General features: G+C 39.3%; 17 protein-coding genes and 5 pseudogenes. 12 read left to right on the forward strand and 10 right to left on the reverse strand.

All coding sequences use genetic code 11. The annotated features are described in order from the left end of the window. Positions 1-11 precede the first annotated feature (11 nt). From fraD to tnpA, 3 genes are all read right to left on the reverse strand, one after another. Complete coding sequence (gene fraD, locus ANSO36C_RS29445) at positions 12-1043, reverse strand: septal junction protein FraD (RefSeq protein WP_251957641.1); 1032 nt, start codon at positions 1041-1043, stop codon at positions 12-14. A gap of 64 nt (positions 1044-1107) precedes the next feature. Next, positions 1108-1647 (reverse strand): filament integrity protein FraC, encoded by a 540-nt coding sequence (gene fraC, locus ANSO36C_RS29450; RefSeq protein ID WP_251957642.1) that lies wholly within the window; start codon positions 1645-1647, stop codon positions 1108-1110. A 248-nt stretch (positions 1648-1895) separates the two neighbouring features. Further along, positions 1896-2300, reverse strand: coding sequence for an IS200/IS605 family transposase (gene tnpA, locus ANSO36C_RS29455; RefSeq protein ID WP_251957643.1), 405 nt, complete (start codon positions 2298-2300; stop codon positions 1896-1898). Between the two features lie 92 nt (positions 2301-2392). Between tnpA and ANSO36C_RS29460 the strand changes: the two genes are divergently transcribed. Both ANSO36C_RS29460 and ANSO36C_RS29465 read left to right on the forward strand, forming a co-directional pair. Beyond that, on the forward strand, positions 2393-3835 hold the full coding sequence (locus ANSO36C_RS29460) for an RNA-guided endonuclease InsQ/TnpB family protein (RefSeq protein WP_251957644.1): 1443 nt from the start codon (positions 2393-2395) through the stop codon (positions 3833-3835). A gap of 201 nt (positions 3836-4036) precedes the next feature. Continuing rightward, positions 4037-5173, forward strand: a complete 1137-nt coding sequence (locus ANSO36C_RS29465) for a cob(I)yrinic acid a,c-diamide adenosyltransferase (RefSeq protein ID WP_190941908.1) — start codon at positions 4037-4039, stop codon at positions 5171-5173. A 1261-nt stretch (positions 5174-6434) separates the two neighbouring features. On the opposite strand, the gene ANSO36C_RS29470 is transcribed toward ANSO36C_RS29465, so the two are convergent. The 3 genes from ANSO36C_RS29470 to ANSO36C_RS29480 are packed head-to-tail and all read right to left on the reverse strand — an operon-like array spanning position 6435 to position 7117. Further along, on the reverse strand, positions 6435-6596 hold the full coding sequence (locus tag ANSO36C_RS29470) for a hypothetical protein (RefSeq protein ID WP_251957645.1): 162 nt from the start codon (positions 6594-6596) through the stop codon (positions 6435-6437). After that, positions 6577-6915, reverse strand: coding sequence for a hypothetical protein (locus tag ANSO36C_RS29475; RefSeq protein ID WP_251957646.1), 339 nt, complete (start codon positions 6913-6915; stop codon positions 6577-6579). Before ANSO36C_RS29475 ends, ANSO36C_RS29470 begins: the two co-directional genes overlap by 20 nt. Beyond that, positions 6890-7117, reverse strand: a complete 228-nt coding sequence (locus tag ANSO36C_RS29480) for a hypothetical protein (protein ID WP_251957647.1) — start codon at positions 7115-7117, stop codon at positions 6890-6892. Before ANSO36C_RS29480 ends, ANSO36C_RS29475 begins: the two co-directional genes overlap by 26 nt. Positions 7118-7332: 215 nt before the next feature. Between ANSO36C_RS29480 and ANSO36C_RS29485 the strand changes: the two genes are divergently transcribed. The 5 genes and pseudogenes from ANSO36C_RS29485 (at position 7333) to ANSO36C_RS29505 (ending at position 10497) form a co-directional block, all read left to right on the forward strand. Further along, positions 7333-7704: a hypothetical protein gene (locus tag ANSO36C_RS29485; RefSeq protein WP_251957648.1), complete on the forward strand. Its 372-nt coding sequence runs from the start codon at positions 7333-7335 to the stop codon at positions 7702-7704. A 137-nt stretch (positions 7705-7841) separates the two neighbouring features. Beyond that, positions 7842-8101: pseudogene (locus tag ANSO36C_RS29490) on the forward strand (IS701 family transposase); the annotation flags it as partial. An 84-nt stretch (positions 8102-8185) separates the two neighbouring features. Beyond that, entirely contained in the window at positions 8186-8623 is a 438-nt protein-coding gene (locus ANSO36C_RS29495) for a hypothetical protein (RefSeq protein WP_251957649.1), read from the forward strand. Between the two features lie 143 nt (positions 8624-8766). Continuing rightward, a complete protein-coding gene (locus ANSO36C_RS29500) occupies positions 8767-9156 on the forward strand; it encodes a hypothetical protein (protein WP_251957650.1) in 390 nt (129 codons plus the stop codon). A gap of 231 nt (positions 9157-9387) precedes the next feature. Beyond that, positions 9388-10497, forward strand: coding sequence for a DNA-methyltransferase (locus ANSO36C_RS29505; RefSeq protein ID WP_251957651.1), 1110 nt, complete (start codon positions 9388-9390; stop codon positions 10495-10497). 11 nt (positions 10498-10508) lie between these two features. Here ANSO36C_RS29505 and ANSO36C_RS29510 read toward each other — a convergent pair whose 3' ends face one another. Together ANSO36C_RS29510 and ANSO36C_RS29515 are read right to left on the reverse strand one after the other, a co-directional pair. After that, a complete protein-coding gene (locus ANSO36C_RS29510; protein WP_323374623.1) occupies positions 10509-11198 on the reverse strand; it encodes a BglII/BstYI family type II restriction endonuclease in 690 nt (229 codons plus the stop codon). After that, complete coding sequence (locus ANSO36C_RS29515) at positions 11177-11428, reverse strand: helix-turn-helix domain-containing protein (RefSeq protein ID WP_251957653.1); 252 nt, start codon at positions 11426-11428, stop codon at positions 11177-11179. The genes ANSO36C_RS29510 and ANSO36C_RS29515 overlap by 22 nt, the downstream gene beginning before the upstream one ends. A 285-nt stretch (positions 11429-11713) precedes the next feature. On the opposite strand from ANSO36C_RS29515, the gene cobJ reads away from it, so the two are divergent. Next, positions 11714-13441 (forward strand): precorrin-3B C(17)-methyltransferase, encoded by a 1728-nt coding sequence (gene cobJ / locus ANSO36C_RS29520; protein ID WP_251957654.1) that lies wholly within the window; start codon positions 11714-11716, stop codon positions 13439-13441. Positions 13442-13743: 302 nt separating this feature from the next. Here the strand turns inward: cobJ and ANSO36C_RS29525 are convergent. Next, positions 13744-13851: pseudogene (locus ANSO36C_RS29525) on the reverse strand (DUF3370 family protein); the annotation flags it as partial. 118 nt (positions 13852-13969) lie between these two features. Here ANSO36C_RS29525 and ANSO36C_RS29530 point away from each other — a divergent pair. From ANSO36C_RS29530 to ANSO36C_RS29540, 3 genes and pseudogenes are all read left to right on the forward strand, one after another. After that, positions 13970-15292 (forward strand): annotated as a pseudogene (locus ANSO36C_RS29530) (TrpB-like pyridoxal phosphate-dependent enzyme). A gap of 234 nt (positions 15293-15526) precedes the next feature. Beyond that, entirely contained in the window at positions 15527-16177 is a 651-nt protein-coding gene (gene folE, locus ANSO36C_RS29535; RefSeq protein ID WP_251957655.1) for a GTP cyclohydrolase I FolE, read from the forward strand. A 132-nt stretch (positions 16178-16309) separates the two neighbouring features. After that, positions 16310-16615: a hypothetical protein gene (locus tag ANSO36C_RS29540; protein WP_251960475.1), complete on the forward strand. Its 306-nt coding sequence runs from the start codon at positions 16310-16312 to the stop codon at positions 16613-16615. 340 nt (positions 16616-16955) lie between these two features. On the opposite strand, the pseudogene ANSO36C_RS29545 reads toward ANSO36C_RS29540, so the two are convergent. Then, positions 16956-17966 (reverse strand): annotated as a pseudogene (locus ANSO36C_RS29545) (cyanophycin synthetase). Positions 17967-18609: 643 nt separating this feature from the next. Here ANSO36C_RS29545 and ANSO36C_RS29550 point away from each other — a divergent pair. Next, positions 18610-18848 (forward strand): annotated as a pseudogene (locus ANSO36C_RS29550) (hypothetical protein). The last annotated feature ends 696 nt before the right edge of the window (positions 18849-19544 follow it).

Here is a 19544-nt window from a genome sequence, read left to right on the forward strand (position 1 = left end):
ACTCACCAGCTTTACTGTTGTTGCAAAGGCGGTGAGCCAGCAATAAATTTATTGGCAGGATCGCATTCAATTTCGGCAACTGTAGCCTTATTCTCTGGATTATTGGGTGCTGTAACTAATTCTTTAATCTCACAAGATTTCTTAAAATAATATCCCCGTGGATTAGAACTTGGGCCTATCCAAATACTTAATAAATCTAATATATATTCAGACGAAATACCAGATTTAGTATTAGCTACACGCGGTTCAACACGCCACATTGCTTTTTCTTCGTATTTACCTAAGTTCTTTTGAATTACTTGCCTACCCAAAATTCCTACGCGCTGTTGCACATTTTCCGGTAACAGCCATTTCTCTACTTCCGACCAAGGTCTTCCAGCTATTTCTTGTACTATTATTGGCTGAAGTTTCTCTAGAATTAAAGCACCATTTTCTGGGATTTTGGCTGCTTTTTCTACTCTGACAACAATGGTGCTACGTTCAAAAGTATCTGCATGCAAACTGGGATATTGTCGTGACCAATTATCCACCACAAAGTAGAATTGAATCCAGCAACTTAGTAGCATACTACTAGCAACTAAAATTATAATTCTTTGGCGGTCTTCTGGCTTAGGAATGCGAGCTTTAGCATCAGTATCATTTCCTTCAATAAACTCTGGTATTGCCGTAATTAGTGCTGAAATGGTTGGCCAAAAAACGATTGTCCTTGGTGTAATTACATCCCGTTGATCTCCAAATGCAAAAACACTGACTAAGAAACCAGTGATCACTGCCCCAACTGGCATAAAAGTACCAGGAACTCTTAAAGGATCTTCAGTTGTATACCAAGCTGTGCCAGCAATTAAAAATAACCAACCACAAAAGGCAATTATATCTTTAATATAACCTGTAGCAAAATATGAGAGTACCCAAGAAAAAACACTCATATATATAAATGTCTGCCAAGAATAAGCTTTGGGTGGAACTAATACTTTTCTAATTCCCGCATAAAGCCCTTCAGCAAATTTAAAAACTCCAAATACATCTTTAAGTAGCGTATTCATGTTCCTCCTTAAACTTGATTAATCAATCACTAATTTTTATCTAATTTCAACAAGTAACTAATTACTATTTTGAGCGGAATAATAAAATAATAGTTATTGCAGTATAGCTGAGAGAATTTGCTATTAATATAGTAGTAACTAAATTAGTATTTTGGAAAGTAATTCTGCTAAAACGACGCCTTCGCTGCCTCTGCGATATTTGAGGTTCATCTGTTTTTTTAGCAACTGGCTCCTGTAACGATAATAGTAAAGTTTTTAAAATGAAATATTTCATTAAAAAAGTTGCAAAGAAAATTATACAGGCAGTTAAAATAATTAAAAATTGTGTATTTCCCAGTTTAAAACTATTAAAAAATATATAGTTAACTAATTCTGATTTCACTTGTGTAGGCAATATTGGTTCTGAGATAAAAAATATTAACCAACCAATTACACTAGAAAACAGATTGATAGAAATGGCATAAAAAATACTAGTTTTTTTATCAAATTTTAGTCGAGACTGTAAAACATAAGCTTCGATAGGGATGGCTATTAGTACAAATAGAAAGTCAAACAGAATCCCACCAATGGGAAAAATCGTAGGAATCATCCAATCTTCAGGCATAAATCGTCAAGGGTAAGGGTTAACTGTAGTGAGTATAACTGGGATAGTGAGGGTGATGGCAATACAGTTCGCATAAGCAGGGTAAGAAAGAGAGGTATTGTTTAGTGATTCTTCTCTCCCCTTGCCTGCCTCAACCAAAAAATTTATAAGTGAGATGCTGAAAACCCCTGAGAAACAGCAACGCAGTTGCGTCTTTCGTACTTCAGGCAGGGGATGAAAGCTAGCAGCACCGTTTACGGTGTTGCGATTTAATCTTTTTGGTGTGCTATATACTCTATTACATTTTTCGTAGAAATATTACCAGCAGTGGAAACAAAATAGCTAGGTGTCCATAAAGTTGGAAGTTTAAGTAATTCTGGAAACTCTTTTCTTAAGTGATGAGAAGCCCGTCCTTTGATTCTGTTCATGATTTGGGACGGGTTGTCTGTTGGTTTCACATTCAAAAATAAGTGAACATGGTCAGGCATAATTTCCATTGCAACAATTCTCCATCTATTTTCATTGCAAACCTCACAGATGATTTCCTGCAATCTCTCGGCTATTGCGTCTACTAGCACTTTCTTTCGGCGTTTGGGTATAAAAATGAAGTGATAGTTAAGAAGTGATATTGCATTGCCTTCATGTCTATATTCATCTGGAGAAAAACTTCCCATCTTCCTATAATTGCTGGTTGTGTTTTGTATATATTTTGTATATATATAGTGTATATTCAAGTAAGCCAGTAGACAACAGGAGGTGATAGTATTTGCTAATAAATTATGCCTACAAGCTGCGTCCTAATATCACTCAGTCGAACAAAATGAGTGGATGGGTAGATATGCTGCGGTCTACTTACAACTGGAGTTTAGCAGACAGAATAACCCAATATAATCAACAGTTCTTCCAGGGAGACTATTGCGATATCAGAACCAGGGGAGAAGCCTGTCCATTGACTTGTTTTGTGAGCAAGAACGGTGCGAGTGGTGAACCCTGGAAAGATACGAAAGTTGATAAGGATGGCAAGCTTAAAAACCCACGGCGTAGTGCTGGAGACATCCAAATAACTGGACTACCAGAATTAAAGAAAGCTAGACCCTGGTTTAGTGAAATTGACTCTACAGTGCTACAGCAAAATGTAAAACGCCTTGATACTGCATATAAAAACTTTTTTGAACGCCAAGTAGCGTCTCCGTCAGGAGAAGGTAGAGGGTTTCCCAAATTTAAAAACCGAAGTAACTTTACATCCTTTACTTATCAAATGGGCGTAAAAGTTCAAGGTAGTAAAATCTATCTTCCTAAGTTGGGATGGATGCGTTTTTTCAATTCCCGCGTAATACCAGTATGTTTTACCATCAAAGCTGCAACAATCCGCAAGCGTCAAGATGGTTGGTACGTATCGATTAGGATTGAAGATAAAACCATACCAGACTACATATCAAAGCCACTAGATGAAGTTAATTCTATTCTTGGTTGCGACATGGGGATTACTAAACTTGTCCATTTGTCTGATAGGCATCAAATTGATAATCCTAAATTCTCAACCAACAAGAAAGCTAAACGTACTCTGAAAATTAGGCAGAGACGAGTTAGCAAAAAACTTAAAGGTAGTAAAAATCGTAAAAAAGCAGCAAACAAGTTAGGACATTTTCATAAGAAGATTACAGATAAACGAGTTGCTTATCAGTGGGATATTGCTAACAAAATAGTATCTAAAAGTGTTGATGCTATTGCGCTAGAAGATTTAAACATCTCCGGTATGTTGAAACGCTGTAAAGTAAAAACTGATGAAACGACCGGGAGATTTTTAAAGAACGGACAATCAAGAAAGAAAGGTTTAAATCGCGCTATCTCTGATGCAAGCTGGAGTGAGTTGATTTTAAAAATTGAGTATCTCGCTGCAAAGCAAGGAAAAGTCGTAATTAAAATTAACCCTATACACTCATCCCAAGAATGCAGAAATTGTGGGCATATTGATAAGTCAAATCGTGATGGTGAGAAGTTCATTTGTACAGAATGCGGATATCACGAACACGCTGACATCGGTGCTGCAAAAACTATTAGAGATAGAGGTTTTAAAATAGTACGTGGGGACTCCGCGAAACTAGGTGTTAATCACCAAAACGCCCAAAAGGTATCACCACGCTCTATGAGCAAACGTGGTGAGTTTGGGAACCTGTGCAAACAGGATATTAAGTCTGTGAAGTCTTAAGAATCTCTTCGCCTTTAGGCAGGAGAGTGTCAAGCCATTGTTCTTGTCCTTTACTATGCTGGTGTAACAGTATTCCTATATTGACATTATTAATACATTAAACTGAACATTGTACGGTTGCATTAGAGGAGCAGTTTTTCTATTTGAGAGTACAAGACGTTAGGTAAGATTAAAGACTGCCACGTTATAGCTTTTCGAGAGATGATAAGGAACGGTATCGGTATTCGCACGGCGCAAGTGCGTCAAGAACGGCTCATTGGTCAAATTCACGTCTATGATGGTCTGGGTAAAGGTAAATCTCAAGCGGCTTTGGGAGTAGTTTTGCGCTCGATTGGCTTGGGGATAAATGCGCCTAGCAATTCTAACCGCGTTTTACTGCTGCGGTTTTTAAAAGGGCCGGAACGTGATTATGATGAAGATGGAGCGATCGCAGCTTTGCAGCGCGGGTTTCCTCATTTAATAGACCAGGTTCGCACTGGAAGAGCCGAATTTTTTGGCCCAGAAGAAATTACCACCTTTGACCGAGATGAGGCGATGCGGGGTTGGGATGTAGCCAAAGGTGCGATCGCTAGCGGACTATATTCAGTTGTCGTCTTAGATGAAATTAACCCGGTTCTGGATTTGGGTTTGCTACCAGTAGATGAAGTGGTAAAGACATTAAAATCCAAACCTCAAGAGTTGGAAATCATCGCCACCGGACGCGCCGCACCACAAAAATTGCTGGATATTGCAGATTTGCACTCAGAAATGAAACCTCATCACCACCCAACAGCTAAAGCTCTTTTCTTAGAAGGGATTGAAATTTATACTGGTGCTGGTAAAGGTAAGTCTACTAGTGCTTTGGGCAAAGCCTTACAAGCAATTGGTAGGGGAATCAATCATCCAGGATCTACGCGTGTGCTGATTATGCAGTGGCTCAAAGGTGGTAGTGGCTACACAGAAGACGCGGCGATCGCTGCTTTGCAGCAGTCATATCCAGAAGTAGTGGATCATCAACGCTGTGGTGGAGATGCCATCGTCTGGCGAAATTCCCGGCAAGAATTAGATTATGTAGAAGCCGAACGGGGTTGGGAAATTGCCAAAGTTGCGATCGCCTCTGGCTTATATAAAACTATTATTCTTGATGAACTAAATCCCACCGTTGATTTAGAACTACTCCCCGTTGAACCTATTGTCCAAGCTTTACTCCGCAAACCCCGCGACACCGAAATCATTATTACTGGTCGCTGCCAAAATCCACCCGCATACTTCGACTTGGCTAGCGTCCACTCAGAGGTTTATTGCCACAAACACTATGCAAATCAAGGTGTAGAACTCAAAAGAGGGGTAGATTTTTAGACGTTACTAATTAAGAGTATCAATAGGCAAGGTAGCAAGTTCCTAAAGTTGTTGCAGCGGAAGCTACCCTGCAAGTTTACAAGAATCCTGTCTAAGTTAAACTGCATAAGCTATACACTACCTTAATTCCTCTTCTAGTTTTTTAAATAGATATCTGGTGAAATTAAATATGCGTTATCCCTAACACTTGTAGAGACGTAGCAGTGCTACGTCTCTACATTTTTTTTCCGAGATGTTTAATAGGCAAACCTATTAGACATCTGATGAAAATTAATTTATAACCCTTGTGCATCTTAGGTTAAGACCTAATTTCTAGAGATGTCTATTATTTGACAGCTGAGAAATTGTAATTTCCAAAACTGCCGAAAATGGATGAAAATGACCCACCTATTTTTAAGACAGCTCCAGTCTGTGAAAGATTTCCTTCATAGTATTGAATTGTCGAGCCGTTCCTGATACGTGAAAATCCAATGTTGCCACTAAAAGGGCAATAGAACCCTTGAATTGAATCTGTTGTAAAGATAGTACCGCTGATGGGTCGGCAATTTAGAGTGCTGCTCGGCTGATTGATTACCAGGGTACCCTCAGACTGATTTGCTGACACAGACCAAGTTCCTGCTACGCTGGTTGGCCAACCATCTGCACGGGCAGCACTAGTCCAACACAATGTACTTAAACAGACAGTGAGTGCAGCACTTTTTTTCAAGTTGAAATTCATAAAATTCCTCTCAAAAAACTTTGTATTTAGTTTAGTTTCCTCACTACTTTTAAGATAGAGCAACTCGTAATTTAGCGATAGACTAAGCCTCCTTACTGCAACGAATCTTGATGAATTACTCAGTCTTAATACTCTTTAATAACTTTCACCAGAGAATAAAAGTTTCTATACTACACAAGACTTTTGTCCAAAAAATTATAATTATCAAGAGTAATTTAGATCCCTTTACTCTGGAATATAATGCTCTTGCTCCAGACGATTTGGTTGCTTAGATTTACTCAGTTGATAATCCTCAAAAATAACTTCATACCCATCTGCCTGTAGTGATATTTCCATAACCATATTTCGTTAATTGGGATTAAGAGCAGTGTTAATGGATATCATGGGCTGGGGTTGATATTAAAAGGGACGAAACTAACGTTGGGAGTAGTCCCCATACTTCTCAGGTTTTGAGGAAAAGGGAAAGGGAAAAGGAAAAACCATTACCGAAAAGTCGCTAATGGTTACTGTATAAAAGCATTTTTTCAATCCGTCGAACTCACTTTAAAAATTATTAAGCCGACGACGATATTGATGTAGCAACAAAGCTGCTCCAGTAAAACCCAAGCCAAGTAACGTTGTTGTCGCTCCTGGTTCTGAAACTCTTTGAGGAGTCCGTATAGAGAAATCTAATACAGCGACACCCCTAGAAGTTAATGGGCCCATCAGGTGAACCTGGAGTCAGCCTATCTTCTTGAGTGAAAGTTATTAAGCCTGTAGCGTTATCGAATATACCAGTTCCACCAGTGACATTTATGATGCCACCACCGACAATAGTCTGTTGAACCAGATCGATGACAGCGCTATCGCTTGCTCTTCCAAATAACTCGTTAGAACCACCAAAATAGCGATCGCCACGAAGGTTGCCTTCTATGCCAAATACAGATGGATCTGCATCAAATCTACTGAATATTTGGGTTCCGCGCTCGTCAAACCGCCCGTAAGTTCTGCTATCAAAGTTAGTCAATCCGAAAGGGGCCATCACCAATACTTTCACCTATTACGGCTACATCTAGAATGTTTTTTTCCTCATTAAAGACTGGGCCAAAGATAGCTAGTGCGTCGTAAGCAATACTGAATTTATAAGTATTTTCCGTACTCTGTGCGCTTGCTTCTTGTACATTCGCTCCCAAACTAAGTAAACTTAAGGCTACGGGAATGAACCATCTGACTTTTTGAGAGAGCATAATAGTCCTTTGCTTTTTAGGTTAAAACACAGAGTGTAAATAAAATAGTGTTTCACCCAAAATAATACTAGAACTTACGCATAACAGTATAATAAATAGTTATCCCACGTTTTTTACCTACATAGTTTTTCAGTCGAGTGAGGTACAATACGATGCCTGAAAAGCTTATGTCGAAACCTAATTATTAGTTTTTCAATTTTTTGGAGGAAAGGAAAATGAAGAAGTTCACCTGTTTGATGATTGTCGGAGCAGTATTGTCGATTAGTGCGCCGGCATTTGCTGAAAATCGTGCGGTTAATATCAGTGTTGGCAGTATTGGTGGCCCCTTAGATAATGCCGCTTTGCGAACAATTCGCCAGGTTATCGGGTTTGCAGTCGGCACTAGCACCGTTGATAAATTTATTGTATATAGTCCTAGAACCGGATCTCCTATTCCCATTGAAGGGGGTTTATCTGCTTGTGCTGAAGCTGGCTTCGGCATAAGCAATACAAGATTTAATGCTTTTATCCAGGAGTTGCGTTCAATTAATCCCAAACCAGGGACTTTCTACAATGTAGAACTTACCGCAAGCTGCAAACTGAGATAAAAATGTCCTTTGCACTCAAGCGCAGTAGGATGGGCTGAGGTACGAAGCCCATCCATTGAGTTACATCTAAGGTGAATTTTAGTTGCTAACACAGAAACTGCGATCGCAGATCATACGCTGGCATTTCTCCTGTTGTACAAGAGATGTGTAAAATTCGTTGGAAAACAGAGTCCTGTTCACAGGGAGATTAAACAACTAACTGGCATTGAATTAAGGCAAGTGTCGTAAAGCTAGACTCCAAAGAAATCATATTGCTTGTGCAATGTTGGTTTGGATTAGGTTAAAGAATTTAGCCGATAGAACTGGCCAAACTATTGATCAAATCAAGCATAGTTTGCTTTCTAATTATTTAATTCAGCAACTGAAACGCCCAAGTATTCTTATGTGCTTGGTTTGATTTAAATTGTCGCGTGTCAGGGCTGCGTCCTGCCCGCTATTTGTGCCAGTTGCGTAAGTCCTACCAACATTTTTATAAATTATAATGATAGAAATTATCCTGCTAAATTCTTTATTATTAGTTTCTCAAGCACTAACTCCTGATAAACAATTTATAGATTTAAAAACTCAATTAGAAAAATTTGGATTTCAGGTAATAATTCAACTACCACCAAAACGAGGTGCTTATGGTTTATTACAAGAATCTACCAAAAAGATTTGGATTAATCCAGTCGTTTTTGAGCTAAATATTGGTACTCAGACCATAATTCACGAAGCGGTTCATGCCGCACAAGTATGCGCGGGAAAAGGAAAAATAAAAACTTTAGGCTTAAATATTCAGCCTATTAATTATGCCCGACCATTTTTTATGCGCTATACCGATATTCACAGGCAAGATTTAGAAAGAGAAGCTTATGCAGTCCAAACTCAACCGAACAGTTTTGATCTGGCTATATCTCTTCTCCAGCAACACTGTAAATAATCTACAGATTTTAGAAAATGACTTTAGCCCACCGTCGCATTAAAGCTTTTGGTAAAGATAATTACTTAACGAATTATAACAATACTATCTTTGGCAACTTAAAATTAGCGATACACTGAAGAAAATTCCTTGAGGAAGCGTTGATGGCTAGGTCAAACGGGGTTACAAGTGAAACGTCAGTAGAGGAATTGTCTACAGTTTCGGACAAAGATACGCTAACAATTGAAGATTCGCCTGATCTGGTGGAGGAGGCGCAGGATATTGACGACATATTGAACTCACTAAAAACTTTACTGAGTACTCTAGAAAAGCTCCAAAAAGTCCGGCAGGAAGTGGGCGACATCAAACCGTTGATTGGACGTATGCTTGATGGGGAACTGGTAGCTGGTGAAGAACTTGAGCAACTCAAGGCAGGCGTTAGCAGTCTTTCTCGTCTTGTTCGTGCTTATAATGACCATCAAGTAGCATTGGCCAAAGCACAACCTGCCAGAAATTTGCTAGATCAAGTGTTGAAAGAGCGCAAAGCGAATTAAATTGGGATTGGGGATTGGGGAAGAAATTATTTCGAGATTTGGTTGGAATCCCAATCTTTAATTTAAGAAGCGATCGCCTTTGGGTATGCCTACACTAACATGGTAGATCATCAAAGTAAGTGGGGTATTCTACTCTACTTACTATTGATATTTTTCTCAATAATTGCCTAATAACCTAAAATAGGTTTATAATGACGAAGGTCTAGTATTACTTGCGAGGTAGGTATCGTAATGAAGACTAATAGAGATAATCTACCCTTAGACCAGATTCTGTTAGAGGATAGCTTACAACTGCTAAGTAATTTACCAGATGAATGTGTTGACTTAGTTGTATCATCTCCACCCTATAATCTAGGTAAAGAATACGAATCAAGGCAAGCTCTTGAGATTTATTTGGCAGAACAAACAGCCGTGCTACTGGAATGTAGCCGGATTCTCAAAAATACAGGTTCGCTGTTTTGGCAAGTTGGTGCTTTTTCTGACCGAGGAATGTTGATTCCTTTAGATATTCGCTTTTTTCCGATTTTAGAGTCGTGCAGATTAATTCCTCGTAACCGAATTATATGGGCTAGGCAACATGGTCTTCATGCCCAAAAAAAGTTTTCTTGTAGACATGAAACTATTCTTTGGTTTACTAAATCAGATAACTATAAATTTAATTTAGATTCTATTAGAGTTCCCCAAAAGTATCAAAATAAAAAACATTATCGGGGAAACCAAAAAGGGGAACTATCATGCAATCCTGAAGGGAAAAATCCTGGTGATATTTGGCTATTTCGGAATGTTAAACATAATCATGAAGAACAAACTATACATCCCTGCCAATTTCCAGAAGACTTGGTAGCTAGAATTATATTAGCTACAACTAACAAAAATGATATTGTTTTAGATCCATTTATGGGATCTGGTACTACGGCAGTGGTTGCAAGAGATCATGAACGCCATTTTATCGGTTCAGAAATTGAACCAAAATATCATCAAGTTGCGTTGCGACGCCTCAGTGGCAATCCAGATAAAAATGGTTGTTTTCCAAATTTAAAAACATTGCGTGATTATATTGAAACGACTGGGCAATCTATTGATAAATTTAAGTTTGATTTGCAAGTAGGAAATCAAGCTTCAGAACGCAGCAAAGCAAAAATTTATCCAGAAGAGTATCACTTGCAAGAAATGGAAGATAGATTAATCTATGAAGAATCTGCTTTTGCAGCTAATCTAAGAGGTGAAGATATTCCATTAGATCCAAAGCTTAATGGTAACGGGAAAAAAACCTCTTTGCAAAATAAAATAGTAAAAAAAGCAGAAGAAATAGAACAAATTGAATTGAAATTATGGAGTTAATAAATTAATTTTTATAATAAGTTAAGTAGACAAAGACTACGGGCTGAACGTCCAGCAATGATTTGGCATTGGCGACTAACTCTAGTATTCACAATTCTAGAATATCTTTTAGATGAATACTCAGTCCAGATGATAGGCACTATTGTGTTTTGTTGTTCAAATAATCCAACCAACCTGATTGGTACATCAAAAACTTGATATTTAGTCAAAGCTGTTAACTGATTAACAGCTTGCTCGTAATAAAGAGTGCTGTTGGAAGCAGGAAACATCAGAGCCTTTGTCACCAGAATTACCAGACTAGTCGGGTATCCAACAAATTCAGTTTTAGCTTTGAAGAACAATTCTGAGCGCAAAGTATTATTGAGTAGGAAGGGATAATTAGAAAACTGAATTTCAATAATAATGCCAGCTTTGGCAAAATCAACCTCTGTACCCAAAAATCTGTAAGGTGCTGGAATAGGTATATTTGATTTCCAATCAGCATGAATAAAGGCAGCTTTAATGTATTCGTTCGTACCTACTGGATCGAATATTGCATTACCCTGAATTCCAGCTTGATCTGAAGCTTTGATGTGCAAAGTCATTCTTGTGAGAATAGTACTAATCTCATGCCATTCGTCTTGGTATTGGGTATTAATAATTGTATCTGCTGCGTTAAAATCAACATATTGGATAATGATTATTGTGTCTCCTTTTGGTATTTCAGCAGTTCTTCGATAAAAGCAAGCGGATCTATTTCAAGGATTTGGGCAACTTGTAAAAATTCAATCACATCAAGACGACGCTCTCCACGTTCATATTTTGATACATAGGATTGCGGAAGCTCTAGCTTTGCCGACAATTCTGCTTGAGTCAGCTTGGCAGCTTGGCGAGCCTTGATAAGTAGCTGGCGAAACCGATTGTACTCTTCACTGAAAACTGATTTAGGCACTTTAGATTGCCTTTTTCTGGCGATGGTTATTCGATCTCAATGAGAGTTAGTACATAGTTACTGAACTCAGTTAGATTCTAAAACCTAATATGGGATAAACCCAAAATAGGTTTATAACCCTAATACGAAGACATCATACACTTAGGCGTTGGCGTAGCTTCTCCAAGAGTTACTCTTCGTATACATCCCACTTTGAATTCTCCAAGCTCTCAAAAGGGAAGTCGCTACGTGTCTAAATCTGTGGTTTCATTTGAAGGATATCAGAATTTTGCAAGATATCTACTTATGATAATGAACGTTGCACCCGCCATTATAATACTAGGTCAAAATAGCGTGGCAGTAGCACGCAAAATAACCAGCGTCCTACCAGGGGCGACCTTATACGGTTTAGAGGGTCGCACATCTGGGGTTGATATCAGCTTCACAAACTTTGGCGAGACGGTGCGCGATTTATTTGCTCAGGGAACGCCGTTAATTGGCATTTGTGCCGCCGGCATTTTAATTAGGACGCTAGTTCCCCTACTCTCGGATAAACGGCAGGAACCACCAGTGTTAGCTGTGGCTGAAGATGGTAGTGCTGTTGTCCCCCTTTTAGGCGGACTTGGTGGAGTAAACGATTTGGCACGCCGTATTGCTGAAGCGCTGGATGTCAAACCAGCAATTACCACTACAGGTGATTTACGTTTAGGGACAACGTTGTTGTCTCCTCCCCCTGGATACCATTTAGCGAATCCAGACGATGCTAAGAAATTTATCTCAGATTTGCTGGCTGGGGCGCAAGTCAAGCTGGAAGGAATAGCACCTTGGTTGAGCGATAGTAAACTGCCTATAGATTCAAAGGGAGATTTGACCATCCAAGTTACAGAACGTTTGGTGACTCCTAGAGCTAACTGTCTTGTCTACCACCCAGCAACGATCGCGATCGCAATTAGTGGCATGATTGATGACGCAGTAGCTTTAATTCAGCAGCTACTAGCTGATACTGCACTAGAAAAAGCATCAGTCGCCGGGATATTTGCCCCCATTACTGCCGCTACCGATCCAGCAATCCACACCGTAGCTAGCGCCTTTAAAGTACCTACCCGCTTTTTTACCCCAAATCAGCTAGAAAGTCTACTTTCACAAGGTTATAGCCCCGCCCAAGCCGCAGCGATCGCCGCCACAGGCACATCCCCCTTATCTTCTCCTTCGCCTAACATTGCGATCGCTATTGCCCCTCAACCAATTGACCCCAACACCATTGGTCAGCCACGCGGACGGTTAGCGGTTATTGGTACAGGCCCTGGTGGTTCGCTGTGGATGTCTCCCGAAGTGAAAGAGATTCTCAAGTCGGCAACTGACCTCGTGGGTTATAAAACTTATTTAGATTTAATCGGTTCTCTGGCTGATGGCAAGCAACGGCATGAATCCGACAACCGCGAAGAAGAAGCACGGGCAAAAATGGCCCTTGATTTGGCAGCATCTGGACGATATGTAGCTGTAGTTTCATCTGGCGACCCCGGTATCTATGCAATGGCAACAGCCGTTTTTGAGGTCTGCGATCGCTATGCTAAACCTGAATGGGAAAGTATCGACATTCATGTGGCCCCAGGCATTTCTGCTATGCAAGCAGCAGCAGCAGCTATTGGTGCGCCCCTTGGACATGACTTCTGTGCTATTTCCCTTTCTGACATTTTGAAGCCTTGGTCTGCGATCGCACAGCGAATTGCTGCTGCTGCTGAAGCTGATTTTGTAATTGCTTTCTACAATCCTGTTTCCAAAGAGCGTACTTGGCAACTGGCAGAAGCGAAAAATATTTTGTTGCAACATCGAATACCAGATACACCAGTAGTTTTGGCACGGAATCTCGGTAGACCAGGACAGACAGTCAAAGCGATCGCACTTGACGAGTTGTCACCAGCAAGCGCCGACATGCGGACGATTATTCTCATTGGTTCCACAAAAACCCGAACTATTAAACGCAGCGATGGTAGTATCTGGGTTTATACGCCGCGTCGTTATGAGAACCCTTAAAGATGTGTCTTCGTTCAGTCAAACACATCTGTATTTTAACCAGTTGATTAAAGCTAACTGTTTAATATCAAATCCGGTAGCATCTGAATAATTCAGAACTTACGCAATAACTCTCTGAAACTCTTATTTCTTTGCGTCCTTTGCGCCCTTCTCTAACGAGACGCTGCGCGATTGCGGTTCGTTTTTTCATTATTTTGCGTAAGCCCTGTAATTAAAAAACCGCAGAGACGCTGAGGACGCGGAGTGAGAGAAAAGAGCAATAATTCCGACACAAATAGATTTGATCTGATTTATCAAACAGTTTACTTTTCTAAAGTTCTTACACTCAGCACTTGCGGCGGTGTTGAATCTGGCGGATAAATCACATCTACTTGTACTATTCGCTTAGTCGAAGGTGGAATGCACAATTTCTTGGGGCACTGGCTTCGGTGAGGTTTGAGCGATCGCTATTTAGTCTGTAAAATAGCTTTCAATTGTGCATTACCTAATTATATGGACACGGTTAAATACGTTCTGACTGAAAACCAGATGCCAAAAGCTTGGTACAACATCCAGGCTGACTTGCCAGAAGCTTTACCACCAGTTTTAAATCCTGGTACTGGTAAGCCAATTACACCAGATGAATTATTACCTCTGTTCCCATTGGCACTAATTGAGCAAGAAGTTAGTCAACAAAGATGGATTGAAATACCAGATGCAGTCCGTTCTATTTATTGTCAGTGGCGACCAACTCCTCTTTATCGTGCCCGTCGTTTAGAACAAGCTTTAGATACGCCTGCCAAAATTTACTACAAGTATGAAGGTGTTAGCCCTTCTGGAAGCCACAAACCCAATACTGCGGTCGCTCAAGCATACTACAACAAACAAGCTGGAGTCAAAAAGCTAACTACTGAAACGGGAGCCGGACAGTGGGGATCATCTCTAGCTTTTGCTGGTGCGCTATTCGGTTAGAAGTGTTAGTTTACATGGTAAAGGTCAGCTACCAGCAAAAGCCTTACCGCCGAGCTTTAATGGAATTCTTACGGTGCAAGGGTAGTTGCTAGCCCAAGTACTGAAACCCAAGCCGGACGTAAAATTCTTGCACAATATCCCAATAGCACTGGCAGTTTAGGGATTGCGATTAGTGAAGCTGTGGAATTAGCTGCTGCTGATGAACAAACTAAGTATGCTTTAGGTAGTGTTCTCAATCACGTACTGCTACATCAAACCGTGATTGGGTTGGAAGCACTGACTCAGTTAGAGATGGCAGGAGATTACCCCGATATTGTCATTGGTTGCACGGGTGGCGGTAGTAACCTTGCCGGAATCGCCTTTCCATTTATCGGTGCTAAACTGCGAGGAGAACGAGATGTACAAGTAATAGCTGTGGAACCTGCTGCTTGTCCATCATTGACTCGTGGAAAATATGCTTACGATTTTGGTGATACTGCTCACTTGACTCCACTCACCAAAATGCATACTTTGGGCAGTGGATTTGTGCCAGAAGGAATTCATGCTGGAGGTTTACGTTATCACGGTATGGCCCCGCTTGTTAGTCATATTGCCAATTTGGGATTAGTTGAATCGCGTGCTGAATACCAACTTGGTTGCTTTGCTGCTGGATTAACTTTTGCCCAAGCAGAAGGAATTCTACCAGCACCAGAAGCCAACCATGCAGTCAAAGCAACAATCGATGAGGCAAAGCTTTGCAAGGAAGAAGGTATAAGCAAAACTATCCTGTTTAACCTTTGCGGTCATGGACATTTTGATATGCAAGCTTATATCGATTATCAAGCTGGACGGCTTGTTGATACTGAATATAGTGCAAATGAAGTGGCAATGGCATTGGCAGGATTACCTGTACTTCAGTAGTGACTGATTCGCTATGCAAATGCGATCATTGCGATCGCATTTTTGTCCATCACACCCACCATAAATTAACCAAGATTTGTTCTTTAGTCGCTGTGTCGTTCTTAAGCTGAGAAAATGTTTAGTATGATTAAGAAGTGTAAAGTTATGTTACACTCATTTACGAGTCAGAAGTCAATCGTAACTGACATCTGAACAACAGGCTAACTTATCAAACATTCCCACAGAACTCACAAAATGACTCTATCGATTCGTCCCGATCTAACTTCTGCCGATCAGGTACTGTCATCTTTAGCGACTGAGCAACAGCAAACTGTAACAGAAGCTGAAATGATGCAAGCTGTGCGTACTTTACTGATTGGACTAGGAGAAGATCCAAACCGCGAAGGATTAAAAGATACTCCAAAAAGGGTGATGAAAGCTTTACAGTTTCTCACAAAAGGATATCATGAATCGTTGGATGAATTGCTAAACGGAGCAGTATTTACAGAAGAAGCCAATGAAATGGTTTTGGTTCGGGACATCGACATTTTCAGTTCCTGCGAACATCATATTTTACCAATTATTGGTCGCGCTCATGTTGCTTACATTCCCAATGGCAAAGTAATCGGATTATCTAAGATTGCCCGTGTTTGCGAAATGTATGCACGACGTTTGCAAGTTCAAGAACGTTTGACTGTGCAAATAGCTGACGCATTACAAGGATTACTCAAACCCCAAGGAGTTGCAGTGGTAATAGAAGCAACCCACATGTGTATGGTAATGCGCGGTGTGCAGAAACCCGGTTCTTGGACTGTTACCAGTGCAATGCGCGGTATTTTTGCAAAAGATGTGCGAACTCGTGAGGAATTTATGAATTTGATCCAACACAACTCTAATTTTCATTAAATAGTCTCGAATAAGCTTTATCGAAAGTAGCCAGACACAATGCCATTGCGAGACTTCGCGGAGCGTCTCGTAAAGAAGCGAAGTAATCGCAAAGTCTCTGGGATTGCTTCGCTTCACTCGCAATGACATCTTATATTTAATCACCAACAGCAAAATGAACAAAAACCATCTCACCAAGGCGTCGAATACTTGGGAATGCATACGTGTACACTAGATACGTTTCTGGAATCGGTGGAATCAGTTCCAGAAAAGTGTGGTTGGAATCTGGATCAAGTCGTAGATACCGTTATTAAATTTTGGTTGAATAACTCCGACAGTATTCGTTATTGGAAAGTATGTTTAAGTAATGCTGGTAAGGATAATTTACTAGTTACAAGATTGGCAGACATAACCGCCTTACAAGCTGAATTTGAATCTTTACTAGATAAGAAGTGGTAAAGAGATAGGTAGAGTTGAACTAGGAATTGGAGACTGGGACAATTTTTATGGGGATGCAAACTAGGCTGTTGATTCTGTGCCTTTTTAGAAGTTAACAAATCATGCAAAATATGTGTAGTCATTGCGAGCTTTGCGAAGCAATCGCAAAATCTTTCTTGTGTCATTGCTTCGCAAAGCTCTCAATGACACAAGAGAGATTTTGCCATGACACAAAAATAGTATGAGTCAAAAACGCCCAAATTTCATCAAAGTCAACAGCCTAGATGCAAACCCCAACTAAATTGGGAAATAGACTCTTTCCCAGTCTCCAGTAACGGAGCAACCCTTACTTTGCTCAAAATCAATGCTCTTTTGTATTATTCTTATTTTCAAGTGCTTTGAGAACTTTTAAATACAACTTTTCTACTCTTTTAGTTTGAACTTCACCAAATGAAGCATAGTGAGTTAAGCTAGGAGCGCTATTTACTTCAATTATCGTATAATCTTCCATTGGTGACGTTAGAATCACTAGTTAGAATATCTACACCTGCTAATCTCAATTCCATATCTTTTGTAATACTTATTGCTAATTTTTCAAAATCAGGATGGATTTTCTCAGTGAAGTCTACTGCCTCGCCTCCTGTTGATAAATTGGCATTGTCTAAAAGATAGATTATATTATTCTTAGGTATAACAGTATTAAAATTTAGCTTCCGTCTTCTCAAGTTTTTTTTGATTCTGTAATCTTCAAAATCTATAATTTCTTTTCTACCATTTTGGATAAAATATTCCTGTTTCTGTTTCATTAAATCCAAAATACTAGATTTACCATCTCCTATTATAAATAAAGGAATTCTTTGATATGCCGCAATTACTTCATCATCAAGTACTACAATTCTATAGTCATTGCCACTATAGAATCGCTCAACAATAAATCCTGATGTTTTTTGCAATATTTTCTTGGCTACTTGATAGTATTCTTGCTTATTATAAACCTTTGTAACAAATAATCCTTGACTAAGATTAATTGGCTTAACAATTACAGGGAATCCCAACTCTTTAGCATAATATAATCCTTCATCTATATTTCTGGCATTAGCTATTTCTTCACATAATTCTTCAGTAAAAAATGTTTTCCTTCAGGAATTTTATAGCCAAGTCTATTTAAAAAAAAGCTAGAAACCCCTTTATCTTTAGCTATTGCTACTGAGCCAGAAGAATTAAGACTAAATATGCTATTACGAAAAAAGGTTTTATTACCATTTTTAAAGGTAATAAGTCCCACGAAAGTGCATTCTGGATCTACTAAAACTACTGCTCCTATTTCATCTGCTAATTTTTGAATTATAGATGTTACAAATGGTATTTGCATTATCATAAATATCAATACACCGGAAAAATATTAACTATTTTATAGCCATTAGTCAAGATACTTTAAAACTCAACAACTGCACTACATATTTATTCCTAAACCCATAGTACAAACCTGAGAAAAAATTCTTTTTATATCTAAATAAATTATTAAAATTCTACTCTTCTAAACTAACTATAAAAACGCAAATGTTCGTAATAGAGCTTGAGCGTGGGCGTATAGCCTGCCATAGACACAGCACTATAAAAAAATTAAGAGTTTGTCCCTGCCCATTAATTCTACACAGATTATTGTTGTTTTTTTTCTTTTGAGATTTTAATAGTATTTTTTAAGACACTTATATTCACTTACCCACTGATACGGTCTTTACTTATATGTATGCATACAAATAATGCAAACCCAATAATTGTCAAACTTTCTGCTTGAGCATTATTGTATCCTGAAAAGATTTGCAAATTAAGGCTTTGAGATTCATAGACATTTAAAAATTACAACTTAGTTGGTTTAAAAGATAGTGCTAAGTGTTGACAATTTATAAATAATCGAATAACAAGGTGTCAGCAGGATAAAAAAAAGCGTTAGTGCATTCTTACCTAGAAATTAATTAGCGCCCTTCATTAAACTTCATACGGATAACATCATTATGCCAGAAAATACGGATAACCAAGCTTCTAAATCAGACAATCAGGCTATTGCTTATAAAGAACGCCTCAATTCTTGGGCGAGTCGCTCGTCAACTTCCGAATACGCAACGGGAAATTGTTGCTCGTTTCCGCAGCCGATCCGATGCTGATGGCTATATGCGCCATCTCCCTCAAGAAATACCCAATGCTTCCTACATGGGTTGTTTTTGATTGTCAACGCCATGAAGCTGTGATTTAAAGTACAAGTATAAGCAATAGGTCTATCTTGAAAATAAGCAACAGCTTAAAGATGACAGGGAAAGAGATTTTTATTCTCAATTATGCTTGTATTATGGGTGCTTTCTGCTAACTCTCTTGATAAGCGTCTTTAAGGGACTTTTGTACTTTGGCGGTGAAAAGAGAAGGATTAAAGGGAACATTTCAATGAGCCTACACGGGTATGGTGGCACATCTGTGCTACCCTACGAAAATTAATGTTCTTCTATGATTAATTATTTTATCTGTATCTCACCTGTGCAGGAACCGCTATATTTGATTTGCTCTCCACCGAGAGGTTCAGATTCCCAAATTCTTGAAGAAGTCGGGGATTTTTAGACATTTGGTGAAATTAAATATGCCTCGTCCAGAAACCTTCTAGAGATGTAGCACTGCTACGTCTCTATATTCATTTTTATCAGATGTCTTTTTTGTTCGTAGTACCTTTGATTTAACCAGACTAGGACTTACGCAAAATATCTCTCAAACTCTGATTTATCCGTGTCCTCTGCGCCTCTGTGGTAGCCTGCGGCAAGCCGTACCCTTCGGGAAGCAAGCTACGCGTAGCGTCTCGTAGAGAAGCGTCTACGTTATTCCCTAACTCGTGCGTAAGTCCTACAGACAAGCAAAATTTTGCCGACAGTGTACTAGTGCTAAAAATTTGCGGCTCTCAAAAAAA

Origin of the sequence: Nostoc cf. commune SO-36 (genome assembly GCF_023734775.1) — a bacterium.
GTDB lineage: Bacteria > Cyanobacteriota > Cyanobacteriia > Cyanobacteriales > Nostocaceae > Nostoc > Nostoc commune_A.